The 17,275-nt window shown below is 62.7% G+C and carries 14 protein-coding genes and 1 tRNA gene; 7 read left to right on the top strand and 8 right to left on the bottom strand.

Features of this window, described 5'->3' with window-relative positions; genetic code table 11:
- Positions 1 to 59 precede the first annotated feature (59 nt).
- Entirely contained in the window at positions 60 to 962 is a 903-nt protein-coding gene (locus AB7I51_RS15455) for a patatin-like phospholipase family protein (protein ID WP_428405204.1), read from the bottom strand.
- A gap of 429 nt (positions 963 to 1,391) precedes the next feature.
- Between AB7I51_RS15455 and AB7I51_RS15450 the strand changes: the two genes are divergently transcribed.
- A complete protein-coding gene (locus AB7I51_RS15450) occupies positions 1,392 to 2,357 on the top strand; it encodes a hypothetical protein (protein WP_428405203.1) in 966 nt (321 codons plus the stop codon).
- Between the two features lie 56 nt (positions 2,358 to 2,413).
- Here AB7I51_RS15450 and AB7I51_RS15445 read toward each other — a convergent pair whose 3' ends face one another.
- Positions 2,414 to 5,128, bottom strand: coding sequence for a glycosyltransferase family 4 protein (locus AB7I51_RS15445; RefSeq protein WP_428405202.1), 2,715 nt, complete (start codon positions 5,126 to 5,128; stop codon positions 2,414 to 2,416).
- A gap of 94 nt (positions 5,129 to 5,222) precedes the next feature.
- On the opposite strand from AB7I51_RS15445, the gene dusA reads away from it, so the two are divergent.
- Positions 5,223 to 6,236 carry a tRNA dihydrouridine(20/20a) synthase DusA gene (dusA, locus tag AB7I51_RS15440; protein WP_428405201.1) on the top strand — a complete coding sequence of 338 codons (1,014 nt, stop codon included), beginning with the start codon at positions 5,223 to 5,225 and terminating at the stop codon, positions 6,234 to 6,236.
- Between the two features lie 4 nt (positions 6,237 to 6,240).
- Here dusA and cobS read toward each other — a convergent pair whose 3' ends face one another.
- Both cobS and AB7I51_RS15430 read right to left on the bottom strand, forming a co-directional pair.
- Entirely contained in the window at positions 6,241 to 7,008 is a 768-nt protein-coding gene (gene cobS / locus AB7I51_RS15435) for an adenosylcobinamide-GDP ribazoletransferase (protein ID WP_428405205.1), read from the bottom strand.
- A gap of 235 nt (positions 7,009 to 7,243) precedes the next feature.
- On the bottom strand, positions 7,244 to 8,743 hold the full coding sequence (locus AB7I51_RS15430) for a phosphomannomutase/phosphoglucomutase (RefSeq protein WP_428405200.1): 1,500 nt from the start codon (positions 8,741 to 8,743) through the stop codon (positions 7,244 to 7,246).
- 90 nt (positions 8,744 to 8,833) lie between these two features.
- Here AB7I51_RS15430 and AB7I51_RS15425 point away from each other — a divergent pair, with 90 nt between their 5' ends.
- Entirely contained in the window at positions 8,834 to 9,409 is a 576-nt protein-coding gene (locus AB7I51_RS15425) for a DUF3617 domain-containing protein (RefSeq protein ID WP_428405199.1), read from the top strand.
- A 193-nt stretch (positions 9,410 to 9,602) separates the two neighbouring features.
- Here AB7I51_RS15425 and hrpB read toward each other — a convergent pair whose 3' ends face one another.
- The 3 genes from hrpB to AB7I51_RS15410 form a co-directional block, all read right to left on the bottom strand.
- Positions 9,603 to 12,188, bottom strand: a complete 2,586-nt coding sequence (gene hrpB, locus AB7I51_RS15420) for an ATP-dependent helicase HrpB (protein ID WP_428405198.1) — start codon at positions 12,186 to 12,188, stop codon at positions 9,603 to 9,605.
- 91 nt (positions 12,189 to 12,279) lie between these two features.
- Positions 12,280 to 13,269 (bottom strand): TIM44-like domain-containing protein, encoded by a 990-nt coding sequence (locus AB7I51_RS15415; RefSeq protein ID WP_428406320.1) that lies wholly within the window; start codon positions 13,267 to 13,269, stop codon positions 12,280 to 12,282.
- Positions 13,270 to 13,510: 241 nt separating this feature from the next.
- The gene (locus tag AB7I51_RS15410) at positions 13,511 to 13,645 is read right to left on the bottom strand and encodes a hypothetical protein (protein ID WP_428405196.1); all 135 of its coding nucleotides are present in this window, start codon (positions 13,643 to 13,645) and stop codon (positions 13,511 to 13,513) included.
- Between the two features lie 368 nt (positions 13,646 to 14,013).
- Here AB7I51_RS15410 and AB7I51_RS15405 point away from each other — a divergent pair, with 368 nt between their 5' ends.
- The 3 genes from AB7I51_RS15405 (at position 14,014) to AB7I51_RS15395 (ending at position 15,490) form a co-directional block, all read left to right on the top strand.
- Positions 14,014 to 14,817: a thymidylate synthase gene (locus AB7I51_RS15405; protein WP_428405195.1), complete on the top strand. Its 804-nt coding sequence runs from the start codon at positions 14,014 to 14,016 to the stop codon at positions 14,815 to 14,817.
- Between the two features lie 5 nt (positions 14,818 to 14,822).
- Positions 14,823 to 15,338 carry a dihydrofolate reductase gene (locus AB7I51_RS15400; RefSeq protein WP_428405194.1) on the top strand — a complete coding sequence of 172 codons (516 nt, stop codon included), beginning with the start codon at positions 14,823 to 14,825 and terminating at the stop codon, positions 15,336 to 15,338.
- A 75-nt stretch (positions 15,339 to 15,413) separates the two neighbouring features.
- Positions 15,414 to 15,490: transfer RNA gene (locus tag AB7I51_RS15395), tRNA-Pro, on the top strand.
- A 685-nt stretch (positions 15,491 to 16,175) separates the two neighbouring features.
- Here the strand turns inward: AB7I51_RS15395 and AB7I51_RS15390 are convergent.
- Positions 16,176 to 16,412: a hypothetical protein gene (locus AB7I51_RS15390; protein WP_428405193.1), complete on the bottom strand. Its 237-nt coding sequence runs from the start codon at positions 16,410 to 16,412 to the stop codon at positions 16,176 to 16,178.
- 62 nt (positions 16,413 to 16,474) lie between these two features.
- Here AB7I51_RS15390 and AB7I51_RS15385 point away from each other — a divergent pair, with 62 nt between their 5' ends.
- Complete coding sequence (locus AB7I51_RS15385) at positions 16,475 to 17,170, top strand: Panacea domain-containing protein (protein ID WP_428405192.1); 696 nt, start codon at positions 16,475 to 16,477, stop codon at positions 17,168 to 17,170.
- Positions 17,171 to 17,275: the final 105 nt, after the last annotated feature.

Below are 17,275 nucleotides of genomic sequence, written 5' to 3'. Positions count from 1 at the left end.
CCGCGACGATCGGCCAAGACGCGATGCTCCGGCTTCCACATCCGCAACTCCCTTGCGAATCATCCTCTTCGCAAGAGAATCACAACCGACTCTTTCGACTCAACTTCTTTCAGGATCGGCTCTAAGGGGACGAAGAGCGCGACAATATAGATCACGAGCTTGCTCGCGAGTTTGAGCGCCCTCTGGGTTAGCTTGTCCTTTTTCTGGTCGACCGCTGACTTTGCGATGAGATTCATAAAGGGCACGACGATCGGGCTCGCCACCGCCGCAATCATGGAATAGTACTTCGATATTTCGAGAACGCGCTTGGCGACGGCGCCGCTGGCGCCGCCCGGGTCGAACTCGGCAAGAATGAACTTCGGCTGTATTTCGACGATAAGCGCCGCCAAAACAACAGTGACGAGGACGCCGAAACCTGCGGCGATCGGCCGGCGGATATTCTGCGGCGGCCCATGGGCCGCCAATGCGTATATGATCAGCAGACCAGAAACGACCAAGGTCACGGCCGTCGTGAATGGAAACGGGTTGTCGCCCAGGAGCCCGGCCAATCCGACTCCAACAAACCCTCTCGATTCGAGATCGCTATATGTCGGGACAAAGAAGATGGTGAGCGCCGACAAAAAAAGCAGGATCGGGAGAGCGATGAGCGCGCCGGAGAGCAGCCCTCTAAAATATATCGCCAAGAAAACCGGAACCGACTTTAGCCCTTTCGGCACGAGATAGCGCGAATTATCCCGAATATGCTTGGTGTAGCGCGTTTCGCCGTCAAAGCTGTTCGCCGGATCGAAGGGAAATCTGCCTTCATCTTTTGACATGGCAAGCGTCATCGCCGAGCCGATATAGCCGCCGCCCGATACGGTTGAAAGATAATCCAGCCGGTTGATCAAACCAGCGCTGTCGAGACCCTGGAGCGCGCCCATGCAGAAGGCGGCGCATCGGATGCCGCCGCCGGAAAGCGCCAAGCCAACAATTTCATGGTTGGTTGTGGGCTTTACTTTTTCGGTCGGAATTTGAGGTCGTCCCAATGTCCGCCGACGATTGTTGATATCTACAATCTCTTTCGCAAAAACGTCTGAAAAAACATTTGTGCCTTTCGCGGTCATACTCGTCTCCAAAAATTGGCGACAACATCGCATTTCATCGCAATTGCCGGCGGCTGTCGGTATCGCAGCCGAGACCGCCGTCGCGAAATGTTAGATCAGATCGTCGCCGTTGGACAAGCCGCCGGCGAGCGCTTGCAGAATTAAGGCGAAATTTCGGGCGCCGAGAGCGTTTCTACGCCGCTCGCGGGCGAGAGCGCCTCCCGCTGACCATCGTTTACGCTTTCATAACGGGATGCTGCTCCCCTCATTCGCCGTTCGATAGTCGTCGCGCGAGCGAGGAGCAACGCAATGGTCGAGCCAGGCGCGCCAAACGAGACGTCCGCCGACGAGAGAAAGCCAACGCGCGAGGAAAAGGCTGCGCCAGCCGACCTTGAGACCGCGGGCGCAATCTTGGCCTGCGGTCCTGCGACATTGATCTCCGCCCGTGAGACCCCGGACCCCCAGGAAAAGGTCGAGATCAAGATCAACCTCGGATTCGACGACCAGGCGCTGCAGGACCTTCTGTCGTCTCTCAAAGGCGGGCTTCGGTTGCAACCACGGGCGGCGGACTACATCAGCCTGACCGCGCCCCTGAAGGACGAGGGGTTCCAAGCTCCCCGAAAGCACGCCGACGACGATCGCGGCATCCGAATTTCTCCCAGCGTGCTGTTGTTGATTTTCGCGGTCGGATTCGGATTGAAACTGCATTTCCACGACTTCCATTTTTCGCTGTTTCCCGATCAGGCGTCGTCGTCGCTCAAGTCTTTGGTCGACAGGATCGTCATGTCCGAGTCGCAGGGAATTGCCGAAGCGCGAAACAAATTTTCTTCCGCGGTCGGACTGGGACAGTTCATCAACGCCACATGGATGGAGCTGATCAAGAAACACCGTCCCGACCTTGCCAGCGCGAAGAGCGACAAAGAAATTCTCGACCTGCGCAAGGACCCCGAGATTTCCCACGAAATGACCGCGCGCTATGTCGAGCAAAACAGCTCGATCCTGTTGAAGAAGGGCCTGCCCGTCACGCCCGGATCGCTCTATCTCGCGCATTTTGCCGGACCGGGCGGCGCGGTGGCGATCCTGTCCGCGCCTGAAGAGGTCGACGCCGCGACGGTGATGGCCAGCGTCGACGGACAGCCGGCCAAAGCGCGCGTGAAAATCGTCAATGGAAATCCGTTCTTGAAGGGCTTCACCGTGAAAGACCTCAAGAATTGGGCGCATCTTAAAATGCAGGGGATCAGCTTCGAGCTCGGCGCGCCGACGCAGGAGAATTAAAGCATTTTCCACGGACGCGACTATCGGATCGCCGTGCTAAATACGTATTCAGGAAACTAAATTGCGGCGTCGCGAACGTCTGCGCCGATCCCCATATCCAAAAGGTTCTGCGTCGATTCTTTCCACGATAGCGCCGGCAGCGGATGCGCGCGCTTTTCCGAAGCGAGGACTTCAACAATCCGCTCCTTCAACGACTCGGGATCGAGCATATCGAAATACGTAATCGCATCGCCTCCGACCTCGTGAAAAATTTCGATGTCGCTCGCGATCACAGGGGCGCCGGCATGCGCCGCCTCTATGAGAGGCAATCCAAATCCTTCGGCATAGGACGCGCAGATAACGGCGCGCGCGCTGCGATAAAGAGATTGCAATTCGGCGTCGCTTGCGTCGCTCAGCCAAAACAATCGCCGTCCATGCTCAGGATGCTCCCGCAGGCTCCGCGCCAAAGCGGTTGTGTTCCAGCCTGGTCGACCGACAATCGCCAATGTCGCGTCGACGCCCGCAGCCCATAATTTTTCAAAAGCGGCAAGACATAGCGCCTGTCCCTTATTCGGGGCGAGCGTTCCGACGCTGAGGAAGAAGGGCCGTCGGGCCTCGCTGATGGCGCGCACGCGCGTCGTTGGCGACGACTGAATATAATTCGAAAAATCCGCGCCCAGCCACCATACCCGTAAAGTCTGCCCGTCCTTGCGCACAGAGCTGTGCTCGGCGCAATAATTCTCATAGGCGCGTGCGACGCTGTGCGAAATGGCGACGATATGGTCGGCGCGAAGGATCACGCGCTCAAACCATTTACGAAAATCGATTTGCAGCGAATAGGGAAAGGCTGCGGCATACACCAGGGGAAACAGATCATAGAGACATACAATGATCTCTCCGCCCTGAGCTCTCACCGATTCCAGGACCGAGTCGTATTCTTCGACAAAGATCCATCCGGCGTCCAACAAGAGAAATTTGTCGCCGGGCTCGATCGTGACCGGCTGCGGCTGTGGCGCGTCGCACGAAAAGAAGCTCAGTCGGCCATCGACGATCGCCACGGGCAGGCCGCGGCCGCCGTCGAGGGACGCTTTTACGACCTCGCGCACGACTCGTTGAATCCCGGTCTTCACATCGGCGCGCCAAGTCGTGGTGACGTCGATCAACAGCCTTCCTCGGCTGGACTTAGCAGCGCTCGGCTCGACGATCATCCAGTCCGGGGGCTGCTTCTGTTGCGTCTGCGGCGCCGCGCCGACCCATTTGCGCGCAACGCGAATAAGGCGCGAGGCCGTCCAATAAAATTCGCGCGCACGGTCATACGCCCAACTCAGCCGAGCATCGAGAGGCTGACCGCTGCGCTCGCAGACTTCGTTATAAAGCTGCGAGAGGAGATAGGCCCCAACCTTGTCTTTTGGCGCACGGGCGTCCTTGCTGGCGAGCGCGTCGCTTAGGGTCGCCACGTCGAGCTGATAGGCGTTTTCGCGCAGCATCGTCGCCAGCATCGCAGCTGAGTCGCGCCAACGCAGAACAGGAAGGCCGCTGTGCGTCTCTTTCCTTTCCTCGCCGATCTCGCTGATGCGGGCCGCGAGCGACACCGCGTCGAGAAGATCGAAATAGACGACGCTATCGCCGCCGACTTCTCGAAACACCGGAATGTCGCTCGCGATGACCGGCGCGCCGTAATGCGCCGCTTCGATCAGCGGCATGCCGAACCCTTCGACGAAGGACGGGAAGATCAACGCGCGCGCGCGCGGATAGAGATAGGAAAGATCGGCGTCGCTGGCATTGTCGAGCCAGAACAGCCGGCGTCCGAACTCCTGATGCTGTCGGATGCGGCGCTGCAGCGCCCGCGTGTTCCACCCTGGCCGGCCGACGATGACGTAACGCGCGTCGCAGCCCTGCGACCAGAGAAGCTCGAATGCGTCCAAAGCGATCGGATAGGCCTTGCGCGGTTCGAGCGTGCCGACGCTCATGAAGAACGGCGTCGGCGCCGTGGCGATTTGCTCCGCTGTCTTTGACGGCGCGCCGGGCGCGACCGCGCCAAAATCGGCGCCGAGCGGCCACCAGCCAATGCGCATATTGGCGGGCGGCGCAAGCCCCTCTTCGCGCAGATAGACGACGAGGTCCTGCACGACGCTTTGCGAGATGCAGACGATCGCGTCGCACCGCAGCAGAATCTTTTCGAACCAGGACGCGAAAGGCGCGCTGTTCTTCAACGCGGTGGCGGCGGGATAACGCAGCGGGATGAGGTCGTAGAGACAGCCGACGACTTCAACGCCAGCCTCGCGCGCCGCATCCAACAGCGGCGGATACTCATCGACAAAGCCCCATCCGGAATCGAGAAGGAGCAGCGTGTCGCCCGGCTGCAATTCGATGTCGTCAGGCAACTTGTCGTGCTTGAATTTGCCATGTAGCCGGCCGGCTTCGAGATAGACCGGAATCCCCTCGCCGCTTTCGACGCAGGCCCGCGCGATTTCGCGCACGACGCGCTGCACGCCCGAATGGCCGCCGAAGCGATGCGTCGCCGTCATGTCGATGAGCAGCCGATTGCGCTCGGCGGGAGCGGGAATGTCCCCTTCTAACCGCGTGCGCAGCGCCTGCGCCTTGGCGGGATCGGGCGTTCGCCAACGCCCGTCGTGCAGGCGGCCAAGGCCAAGCACGCGCGAGAGCGTCCAATAGAGCTCCAGCGCCTTGCCATGAAAGTACCGCGTGCGGGGATCGACGTCATACTGCTCGAGATCGCACAGCTCGCGATTGAGCTCCTTGAGCAGATATGCGTCGATTTTTGCTTTCATTCCGCCTCCGGGCGCGCGCCGCGCCGCCACGTTTTCCTTGCGTTGCGGAGCGTTGGTACGGCAGGTTGCCGCCCATGACAAGGCACCCCCGCCAATGACGCTGTGCGCCTCAGACATCCGCTTTTCCGTGGCGCCGATGATGGATTGGACGGATCGGCACTGCCGATACTTCCACCGCCTGCTGTCGCGCCGCGCGAGGCTTTATACTGAAATGCTCACGACCGGCGCGGTGATCCACGGCGACCGGGCGCGGCTGATGGCTTTCGACCCCTTCGAACAACCCGTCGCCCTGCAGCTCGGCGGCGCCGAGCCTGCGGCGCTCGCAAAGGCCGCAGCCATTGTCGAAACGTTCGGCTATCGGGAAGTCAATCTCAACGTCGGCTGCCCGTCCGATCGGGTTCAGAACGGCGCGTTTGGCGCCTGTCTGATGCGCGAACCGGCGCTCGTCGGCGACTGCGTTAAATCGATGAAGGACGCCGTCGCCATTCCCGTCACGGTGAAATGCCGTATCGGCGTCGATGATCAGGATCCTGAACAGGCCCTGTTCGCGCTTGCTGAGGCTTGTGTCGCGAATGGCGCCGACGCGCTGTTCGTACATGCGCGCAAGGCCTGGCTCAAGGGTCTCTCGCCGAAAGAGAACCGGGACGTGCCGCCATTGGACTATGCGCTCGTGCATCGTCTCAAGCGGGCGCTGCCGGACGTGCCGATCGCGATCAATGGCGGGCTCACCCGCATGCCGCAGATCGAGGAGCAGCTGACATTCGTCGACGGCGTAATGATCGGGCGCGCGGCCTATCATGATCCGGCCTTGCTGCTTAAGGTCGATCGGCAATTATTTGGGGTCCCTGCCCCGGCGACCGACCTCTTCGACGCCGTCGACAAGTTTCTTCCCTATGTCGAGCGACAATTGGCAAAGGGAGAACGGCTCGCCAACATGACGCGCCATCTTCTCGGACTTTTCGCCGGAATGCCGGGCGCGCGGTCATTCCGTCGACGGCTGGCGCTCGACGCCGTCCAGCCCGGCGCGGGAGTCGAAACGCTGCTTCGCGCGGTCGACGAAATACGCGCCGCCACGGCGCGCCGCGCCGAATTCGCCGAAACCGGATAAGGGCTCACGCCGCCGAAAGTGCTGTTAGAACCGCGATCTCGGCAAGTTGCTGCGCGGCGCCGAGCACATCGCCGGTGTATCCGCCGATCTCCTCTTGCGCGAGCTTCGCGACTAGCGCCGCCACGGCGAAGGCGGCGATGATCGCGACCGCGATCTGGCCGGCGCTCGCTCCAGAAAGCCAGGGCGCAAGACCGATCGCGGCGGCGATCAGGCAGGCCCGGATCCAAGCGCTCCGCGACGGCGCAGCGACCTTCGCGCCCAGCCCATCGGCGCGCGCCGGTTGAAGCCACAGCATCGGCGCCAATCCGGCGACGCGCGACAAGGCGCCGGCGAAGATGAGCGCGAGGGCCGCGAGCGTAACGCTTCGCTCGAGAATTGACGCGAGCGCGGCGACACGAAGCAAGACGGAGATGCACAGCGCCAGAACGCCATAGGTTCCGATCCGGCTGTCGCGCAAGATCTCGAGTTTCGACTCGCGCGTCGCGCCGCCGCCGAAACCGTCGGCGACATCCGCGAGCCCATCCTCATGCAACGCGCCGGTCGCGACCACGAGAACCGCGACAGAGACGAGCGCGCAGACGAGCGAAGGAAGATGACAGATGCGCGCAACCGCCAAAGCTGCGGCGCCAGTGGCGCCGATCGCGGCGCCGGCGATCGGCAGCGCCGGCGCCATTCGCGCGAAATCGAGCGGCGCATGGGCGCCGTCGCCGATCGGAAGGCGCGAATAGAACCGCAGGAATTTCGCGACATCGGCGAGGAGCGGACGAAGCATCATACGACATCCGTTGAAACGGCTCGGTTGTCATTCCCGACGCTCGCAACGCGCGCGATCGGGAATCCGGAGCAAACTGAGAATTCTTGCCGCGGCTCTGGAGTCCCAGTCAGGCCTTCGGCTTGCCGGGAATGACAAGATCCAAGCGAACCGATGAGCCGGAATTCATACCACGCCCATCTTCGGCCCCCCCGATTTGTCGAGAGGCGTCGAACATCGCGTTGCAGCGCTGAGATTATATCGTCTGATTATAGGCGCCGACCTCGGGATTTTCGCGCAACACGGCGTCGATCGCCGTAAACATTTCCTTCATTCGCGCTTGCGACACCGGGCTCTCGACGACGACCACCAGCTCCGGCTTGTTGGACGACGCCCGCACGAGCCCCCATGTGCCGTCGGCCGCCGTTACCCGCACGCCATTGATCGTAACAACGTCGCGGATGGGCTGTCCGATGATCGGTTCGCCCTTCGCGCGCATCGCCTCGATGCGCGCCGTCACCTTGTCGATGACGCCATATTTCTTCTCGTCGTCGCAATGCGGCGACATCGTCGGCGAGCCCCAGGTTTTCGGAAGTTCGGCATAGAGATCGGCCATGGACTTGGTCGGATTGCGGTCGAGCATTTCAAGCACATGGATGGCGGTGAGCAGCCCATCGTCATAGCCGCGCCCGATCGGCTCGTTGAAGAAGAAGTGGCCGGACTTCTCGAAGCCGGCGAGCGCCTTTTTCTCACTGACCCGGCGTTTGATGTAGGAATGTCCGGTCTTCCAATATTCGGTGACGACGCCGCGCGCGACAAGCTCGGGGTCCGTCGCGAAGAGACCGGTCGACTTCACATCGACCACGAATGACGAATTGGGATGGACCTTCGAGAGATCCCGTGCCAGCATCACGCCGATTTTGTCGGCGAAAATCTCCTCGCCATTATTGTCGACGACGCCGCAACGATCGCCGTCGCCGTCGAAGCCAAGGCCGACGCAGGCGCCGGTCTCGCGCACCTTGTCGGCGATGGCGTGCAGCATGTGCAAGTCTTCGGGATTGGGATTGTAGCGCGGAAAAGTATAATCCGGCTCCACATCGAGCGGGATGACTTCGCAGCCGAGGCGCTCCAGCATCTGCGGCGCGAAGGCGCCGGCGGTGCCGTTGCCGCAGGCGGCGACGACCTTCATCTTGCGCGCGAAGGGCGGCCGGCGCGTCAGATCGTCGATGTAACGCGCGCCGAAATTTTCGATGTAGCGATAGGAGCCGCCCTCCGCCTCGTGAAATTCGCCGGCGAGAACGATCTCCTTTAAGCGGCTCATTTCCTCCGGCCCAAAGGTCACCGGCCGCCGCGCGCCCATTTTCACGCCGGTCCAGCCATTGTCGTTATGAGAGGCCGTCACCATCGCCACGGCGGCGACATCGAGATCGAACTGCGCGAAATAGGCCATCGGCGACAGCGCGAGGCCGATGTCGCGGACGCGCACGCCGGCCGCCATGAGCCCGCTCACCAGCGCCAGTTTGATCGACGAGGAATAGCTGCGATAATCATGGCCGACGACGATTTCCGGCGCGACGCCCATGTCGCGCAGCAGCGCGCCGAGGCCCATGCCAAGCGCCTGCACGCCCATCAGATTGAGCTCGGCGCCAAACAGCCAGCGCGCGTCATATTCGCGAAAGCCGGTCGATTTGATCAGCGGCGCCTCTTCATATTCGAATGTGTTGGGGCGCAAATTCGCTACGGGCTTGGGAAACATAGATGATCCTTGGATGCGTCGAAGGTCGCTTCGGCGCATCGTTTACACCGTCGCGCCGCGCCGGCAAAATATCGTGAGCGCGGCGGGCGGATGACGACAATGGGAGCAAATATGCGCGCAACAGGAATTCTCCCCCTTTCCATCGCCTTACTGCTGGCTCCGGCCGTCGCAGGCGCAGCCGAGGAGCCGCCCCGGCGAAAACCCGGACTTTGGGAAATTCATTCAGAATTGAATGGAAAACCCTCGCCGATCGGCGCGATCCAGAATTGTATCGACGAGAAAACCGACAGCCTTCTTAAAGCGGGGTTGGGCGAAGCCCAATCCCGGTGCGAGCAGATGAGCTGGGCCAAGGAAGGCGACTCCTATGTCGTCAAATCGGTCTGCAAGATCGGCAAGAGCGTCGCGACGACGCAAGGCCGCTTCACGGGGTCCTTCGATTCGAATTATCGCGGCGAAATCCATATGAGCTACGAGCCGCCAATGCATGGCATGTCCAAATCAGATATTACGCTCACAGCCACATGGCTTGGCCCCTGCAAGCAGGGACAAAAGCCCGGCGATATCGTCATGCCCAACATGCCTTCAATTCCCGGCGTGCCGAAGACCATCAACATGGAAGACATCATGAAGATGCGCGATCAGATGAAGCGGATGCAGTCGCGCTGAGACGGGCCAAAGTGCGTGATACCAAATCCGCTTGATTCGTTGGGCTGTCATTCTCGACGCTCGCGAAGCGAGCGATCGGGAATCCAGAGCACGGCCAGCATTTTCGCGTCGGCTCTGGATTCCCGGTCAGGCCTTCGGCCTGCCGGGAATGACACCGTCCAAACGAATAAATCAGCCGGCTATGACCCGCAGGCTATTGGCCCCGCGGCTTGGCGCGGGTCGTCGGCTGGGCGGCGGCCGGATCGTCGGGCCAGAGATGGCGCGGGTAGCGCCCTCTCATCTCCTTCTTCACCTCGTTCCACGAGCCTTTCCAGAAGCTCGGCAGATCGCGCGTCGTCTGGATCGGCCGATGCGCGGGAGATAACAGCTCCAGCGTCAAGGCCGCGCGACCGCGCGCAAGCGTCGGATGGCTTGAAAGGCCGTAAAGCTCCTGCACGCGCACCGCGAGGATCGGTCCGTTCTCGGTTGAATAATCCAACACATGGCGCGCGCCGGCAGGGGTCTCGAAATAGGCCGGCGCTTCGGAATCGAGCCTGCGCGCCATTTCGTAGGGGAGAAGCTGCGCTAGCGCCGCTTCAATATCGTCGGTCGTAATCTCCGCAAGCGACGCGCGCCCTAGGATGAAAGGCGCGAGCCAGTCTTCGGCGCTTGCCGCCAAAGCGGCGTCGGAAAGATCGGGCCATTCCTCGCCTTCGGCGCGGCGAAGGAAGGCGACGCGGTCGCGCCGTTGCGTCTGCGATTTCGACCACGGCAAGCGCGCCAGGCCGAGGCCGGCGACGCCGCGCGCGAGCAGTCGCACGTTTTCTTCGCACGCCTCTACCGCCAGATTGCGCTCGGAAAGCCGTATCGCGCCGAGACGCCGAAAGGCGCGCCGCCGCAGGCTCGCGCTCGCCGGGTCGAAGATCGTCTCGTCGCGAGTCTCGATGCGGTCGCCGGCGATCGCCTCGACCTCCTCGGCCGTCAGCGAGCAGGCGGCGAGAATGCGCGCCTGCGCCGCCCGGCCGGTTAGTTCGGCGACCGCAAGGAACGGTGCGCGCGACAATGGGTCTTCGATGGGCAATATCGCGGCGCGGCCATTCGCCATCAGGAATTCGCCGCGCGCGCCGCGCGATTTGGCGATGCGGTCGGGATAGGCAAGCGCGATCAGCGCGCCTTCGGAAAAGAGCCCTCTCCCTGTCCCTCCCCCGCTTCGCGGGAGAGGGGACGCCAACGATCGGCCTTTCGCGCTCTCTCGATGAAGAGCGACGCCTGCTCCCTCTCCCGCGCAAGGAGGGGAGGGCTGGGGTGGGGGCAATCCACCAGCCGCCGCGCTCGCCAACTTCGCCCATTGCACAGCGAGACGCAGCGCGTCGCCCGCGCGCTTGGAGTGTTCGCTGTGCAGGCGATCGAGCCGATGCGAAAGGTCGGCGTCGCCGCCGCCGAGGCCGCGTTCGGACAGCAGCATCGCGAGTTCGGCGGCGCGCTTCGCCTCGCCGTCCCTAGCCGCTTCGACCACCATCCGCGCCAGCCGCGGCGCAAGCGGCAGCGCGCGCATCGCCCGACCCATGTCCGTGAGTCGGTCATCGCCGTCGAGCGCGCCGAGTTCGCGGTCGAGCGCGACCGCCTCCTTCCAGGCGGGCGTCGGCGGCGGATCGAGCCAGTTGAGCCGATCGGGATCGCTTATCCCCCAGGCGGCGAGTTCAAGCGCCAGTCCGGAAAGATCGGCGTCGAGAATTTCAGGCGCTGCGAAGGCCGGCAGCGACGCCGTCTGCGGCTCGTCCCACAGGCGGTAGCAGACGCCGGGTTCGGTGCGGCCGGCGCGGCCGCGGCGCTGATCGACGCTGGCGCGGGCGGCTCGAATGGTTTCAAGCCGCGACAGTCCGAGATCTGGCTCGAAACGCTGCGCGCGCGCGAGGCCGCTGTCGACGACGACGCGCACGCCTTCGATGGTGAGCGACGTTTCCGCGATCGATGTCGCGAGCACGATTTTTCGACGGCCGGGCGGCGCCGCCGCAATCGCCCGGTCCTGCGCGCCGCGATCGAGCGCGCCATAGAGCGGCGCGACATCGACATTGTCCGGCATGCGGGACTCGGCAAGTCGCGACGCGACGCGCATGATCTCGCCCTGCCCCGGCAGGAAGGCGAGAATCGAGCCTCCCTCGTCGCGCAGCGCTCGAAGTACCGCGCGCGTCATCGCATCCTCGATGCGCGCGTCGTCGCGTCCGAGATAAATCGTCTCGATCGGAAAGGCGCGTCCCGCGCTTTCGACGATTTGCGCGCCCATCTGCCCGGCGACGCGCGCGCCGTCGAGCGTCGCCGACATCGCGATAAGCCGCAGGTCGTCGCGCAACCCCGCCTGCGCGTCGAGCGCCAGCGCCAGGCCGAGATCGGCGTCGAGCGAGCGCTCGTGATATTCGTCGAACAATACGCCGGCGACGCCCTCAAGCGCCGCGTCGTCGAGGATCATCCGCGCGAACACGCCCTCGGTGACCACCTCGACTCGGGTTCGCGCCGAGACTTTCGAATCAAGCCGCATGCGCAGGCCGATCGTTTCGCCGACGCTCTCGCCGAGCGTCGCCGCCATGCGGCCGGCCGCGGCGCGGGCGGCGAGTCGACGGGGCTCCAGCAGAATGAGCTTACGGCCTTTGGCCCAGTCGGCGTCGAGCAGTTCGAGCGGCACGCGCGTGGTCTTGCCGGCGCCGGGCGGCGCAACGATGACGAGATTGCCTGGCGCCGCCAAAGCCGCGCGGATCGCCGGCAGCGCATCGTCGATCGGGAGCGCCGAAAGTTCGTCCGTCATGGCAGGCGCGCGCTTCAAAATTTTCGTCCCGCCCACACGAAAGACCCCTCCCTTTCGGGGAGGGGCCAAAGTTCCCAGCGAATGTGGAAGCTTACGCCGCCTGCTGGATCGCCGACAGTTTCCAATCCTGGGCGCCGGCGCCGGCTGGCCGGCGGAACGTCCAGGCCTCGGTGGTCTCCGGCTGTCCCTCCCAGCCTGGCGCCGGTTTGCTGGTGGCGCGATCCAGCATCTCGTCCTTTAGCGAGAAGCGCATGGCGACGGTGGCATATTCGTCGACGCCTTCGCGCCAAGCTTCGGAGAGATCGCCCTGCAGGAGCTTTACGTCCGAAACGCGGTTGACGACGCCCTTGCGCCGGTTCTCCTCCAGTTCGTCGTCGAAATAGGAGGCCATTTCAGGCGTGGACATGCCGCGCAGCGCGCCAACGTCCTCGCGGCTATAGGCCGCCTGGGTTTCGCCGAGCAGGCGCTCGAAGGCGTTGAAGTCCTCGGCTGCGAGCCGGATCGGCTTCGCCATCGCCGCTTCCGGCGCGGCGCCCGAGCCGAAGCCGGCCGCCCCGAAAGGCGCGCGCGCGGTGAAGGGCGACGTGAAGCCGGGGCTCGGACGATGACCGGCGCCGGCCATCGCATTGGCGTTGCGGCGCGTGAACCAATTGAAGGCGAGCCGCGCCAGGAAGACCAGCAGAGCGATCTGCAGCAGCAGGCCGATGACCGAGGCGAAGCCCATCATGCCGCCGAAGAGGCCATGGCCGGTCAGCAGGCCGAAGAGGCCCGCGCCAAGCAGGCCGCCGGCCAGTCCGCCGAGAAGCCCGCGGCCGAAGCCGCCGCCAAAAGCGCCGCCGGGTTGCGACATCGGGCCGGCCATGCCGGGCGAAGGCCGCGGCGTGACGCTGCGCTGGAAGGGCGACGCCGTTCCCGGCATGGTTCGGGTCGAAGGCGGCGCCGACCAGGTGCGAAAGCCGCGGCTGCCGAAGCTGCCGCCGCCGCCCATTCGCGCCTCGGCGATGGCCGGCGCAAGCGCCAGCAGCGCCGCAAGGGCGAGAGAAATCAGCGATCCGCGCTTAAACGCGAAGAGACGCGACATTGTGTTGTCCTCATCTGCGGAGAGCCGCGCTCCCCATCCGGAGAGCGACGCTCCCCTAGCGGCGAATATATAGGAACAGCGGCTCGTCAGCGCAAAGGCCTGGCCGCGGTCAGCCGCAACTTATGAGGGCGCGTGGGAGAGATTTGAGGGCCAGGGCCGAGCTGATTTCCCGCAGCCTGACGGCGTCGGGCGTCCGTTGCCGAAGACGGCTGGACGCCCGCCGGTTTAGTTCGGCGCGGCCTTAGCGTCCGTGCCAGATGTGGCTGTCGTACTGCCGCTGGCTCTCGGTGTTGTAGTCCGAGCCGCCGGCGGCGAGCGCATAGTCGCTTGCCGCGATTGAGGCGAGAAGAACCGCCAATGCGAGGAGCATTTTCATGAACCGACACTCCATTTTAGATCAGAGCCCAAGCTCTGATCCTAAAATTAGGATGTAAAAACCTGAGATAACAGAGGCGAGAGCAGAACTATGTTACGGTATTATGAATGCTTCGTATGGCTCCGTAAAATATGCTCGGCGCGGGGCCGTCAGCATGTCTCGAGTTTTTCCGCAGTCGCCGGTTATTGCATGATGGTAACGCTGATGGCCGCAGCAGAGAGCCACGGGCAGCGATCGGCGATCATTCGCGCCAAGCGCTTGCCTCCTCCCCAGTAACCTCGCCGTCGGCCTTCGGAAGCGCTCCAGCGAGGTTTAGTCGCCACCGATCAGGGCTCGCGTTCAATCCAAAAGCGGATTAATTCGGCGACATGCGCCAGTACCTCGACCTTCTGGAAAAAATCCTGCGCGAAGGCGCGCGCAAGGACGATCGCACCGGCACCGGAACGCTGTCGCTGTTCGGCCATCAGATGCGCTTCGACCTGTCGCAAGGCTTTCCGCTGGTGACGACGAAGCGCGTGCATCTGAAATCGGTGATCCACGAACTTCTGTGGTTCCTGAAAGGCGAGACCAACGTCGCTTATCTGCGCGAGAACGGCGTCACCATCTGGGACGAATGGGCCGACGACGACGGCGAACTCGGCCCGGTTTACGGCGCGCAATGGCGCCGCTGGCCAGCCAACGGCGACGATATCGACCAGCTCGCCAATGTCGTCGCAGAGATCAGGCGCAATCCATTTTCGCGGCGGCTGATCGTCTCGGCGTGGAATCCGGCCGAAGTCGACAGAATGGCGCTGCCGCCCTGCCACTGCCTGTTTCAGTTCCATGTCGCGGAAGTCGGCGGCGCGAAGCGGCTCTCCTGCCAGCTCTATCAGCGCTCGGCCGACGTCTTCCTCGGCGTGCCCTTCAACATCGCGAGCTATGCGCTATTGACCCATATGGTCGCGCAGGTCACGGACTGCGTTCCGGGCGATTTCGTGCACAGTTTCGGCGACGTTCACCTCTATCTCAATCATGTCGAACAGGCGCGCCTGCAGCTTTCGCGTGAACCAAGGCCCCTGCCCCGTCTGACGCTCAACCCGGCCGTGACCTCACTTTTCGACTTTCGGTATGAAGACGTGAACGTCGAAAACTACGATTCCTGGCCGGCGATCGCCGCGCCGATCGCAGTGTAGCCGCCATGGAGCCAAAAATCGTCGCCGTCGTGGCGCGCGGACGCAATGGCGTGATCGGCGTCGCCAATGGCCTCCCTTGGCGGCTCTCGAGCGATCTCAAGCGCTATAAGGCGCGCACATGGGGCAGACCGATGATCATGGGGCGGCGCACCTTCGAATCGATCGGCCGGCCGCTGCCGGGGCGCGAAAGCGTGGTGCTCACCCGCGATCCGTATTTCAGGGCCGAAGGCGCGCATGTGGCGGCGAACCCGCCCGAGGCTCTGGCGACGGCGCGCCGGCTCGCCGCCCTGCTCGGCGCCGATGAAATCATCATCGCAGGCGGCGAGGACATCTATCGCGCCTTTCTCGATCTCACCGACATGATCGAACTCACCGAAGTCGCGCTCGATATCGCCGGCGACGCGCATTTCCCCACGCTCGACCCGCGGGACTGGCGTGAAATCGCGCGCGAAGCGCCGCCGCGCGGCCCAAAGGACGAGGCGGATTTCGCCTATGTCACACTTGAGCGGCGCCGCTCGTGACGCGCCTGAAAGCAGTTGCGGCGCAATCCGGCTCTGGCTATAAGCGGCCCGAAAGCGGCTTTCGGCCGCTTCAATCGGAGTGTAGCGCAGCCTGGTAGCGCACCTCGTTCGGGACGAGGGGGTCGGAGGTTCGAATCCTCTCACTCCGACCATTTGCAATACAATTACTAATTAATTACAGATATTTACAAAACAATCCTTGCCAGAGGTATTACAGTCGGTATTACATTTCGACGGCGCTTGAGCCGATTTCACCCTTTGAGGCGTTGCGTTGGCATTAGCATCGGAACGCGCAGGCGAGCAATTTTGCCTCGGCGTCGAAATCAAAAACGACGTTCGGGAATAAGCCGTCGTGACGAAGCTCGCAGCCCCGTTTGCCGCGGCGCGCTTCAGCCCTAGTTGACCGGTGTCGCCTCACATAGAGCGACTCTGACAGCCTCCTTTGCCCGCGGTTCACAGCCGCGGGCCTTTTTTCAGCTTCACGCCCGGCTCGTCGCCGTCGACGCCCGCCTTTTTGAGGGCGCGCCTATGGCTCAGGTGCGAGCAAGAGTTAACGCCGCTCGACACGACCGACCCTGAAATTTTCAGCGGCTAGTTCGCCGAAGACCTTGAGATGAGCGCCTTTCGGGAGGCACAAAAGCGCGGCGCGCGCACGTATGCCAGAGGCTTCGATCACAAGTGTCTCGCCCCCGTCTGTCGCAATGGTAGCGACGACCCGCGATCTTCCTCCGGCCGTAAGCCCAAACTTCGGCGTCGTGGCCAGCCGACCGGAGATTGTGGACGAGTACCGCTTCATTCCGGCGCATGTGCCTCCATCTTCTTTGCTGCGCTCAGAATTTAAGTCCGGTCGCCCGTCGTAGCGTCGTATTCGTGATTTTTGCCGTTCGTGACGGCAAGCCAATAATCGACAAAATCCTGCGACGGCTCAATTCCCGCGGCCTTGTTATGCCAAGGCACGACGCCGTATTTGTTGCGGCAGTCGATGACAAAATCGCTCCATGCGCGGCATTCGCTCGCATGCGCGACGCGGCGGTTATAGGCTTCAACTTCTCGTCTGAGCTTGTCTAAAGTCATCGCTCCCTTTCCTCAGGCCCCTAGGAGCATAACCCGCTCCGCGGAGCCGTTGCCGCGCTCCCATGTCCGCCGATACGCAAAAGCCGCTCCTCACACGCGAAAAAGCCCGGTCGTCGCCAGCCGGATCGCTAAAGTTGCCGGGGGATTCACGAAACGCTATCCTTTTTGAGATTAGGCATTCGTCGGCGTTTCCGGTGCGGGTGCAGCGAGGAACCAGCGCCATGCTTATTTCGCACGATCGCGAGAAGTTGATCCACGCGATCATCTTCTTCGCTCATGAAACGAGAAAATGCGGGAAGGTGAAGCTTTTTAAGCTCCTGTATTTTCTTGACTTCGAACATTTTAAGGCAACGGGACGCAGCGTCACGGGGCTTGATTATTTTGCATGGCAAATGGGGCCAGTGCCGGCGATCCTTTTCGATGAAATCGAGGCGCCTGGGCCCGACATGGCGGCAGCGGTGCATTTCGAGGAGCGTGCGATCAGACAGGGCCGGCAAACGATGCTGGTCATCACGCCTCAAATTCCGTTCTCTTCACAGCACTTCTCGCGCCGAGAAATACAGCTCATGGAGGATCTCGCACAGCGCTATCGTGACGCCGAGTCCGAGGACATGGTCGAGGCGACACACCTCGAGAATTTGCCTTGGGACAAGGTGTATCATCAGCAAGGTCGCCGTCAGCAATTGATCCCATACGAGCTTGCGGCGAGACCGGACGAGAAAGAGACCATTCTCGCGCCGCGCGCAACGCTGTGTTGAACGCCTCGCGAGCCTCGGCGCTTTCGAACGGCGACGGCGGTTTCTTGGGCTTTCTCAATAGGTTTTCGGGTATTGACGGTATGCGGCCTTGCCGTAGATATCAAA

Source organism: Methylocystis sp., from assembly GCF_050246715.1.
Taxonomy (GTDB): Bacteria; Pseudomonadota; Alphaproteobacteria; order Rhizobiales; family Beijerinckiaceae; genus Methylocystis.
The sequence above is the reverse complement of the archived record's forward strand: the minus strand, read 5'-3'. Positions and strand labels throughout refer to the sequence as shown.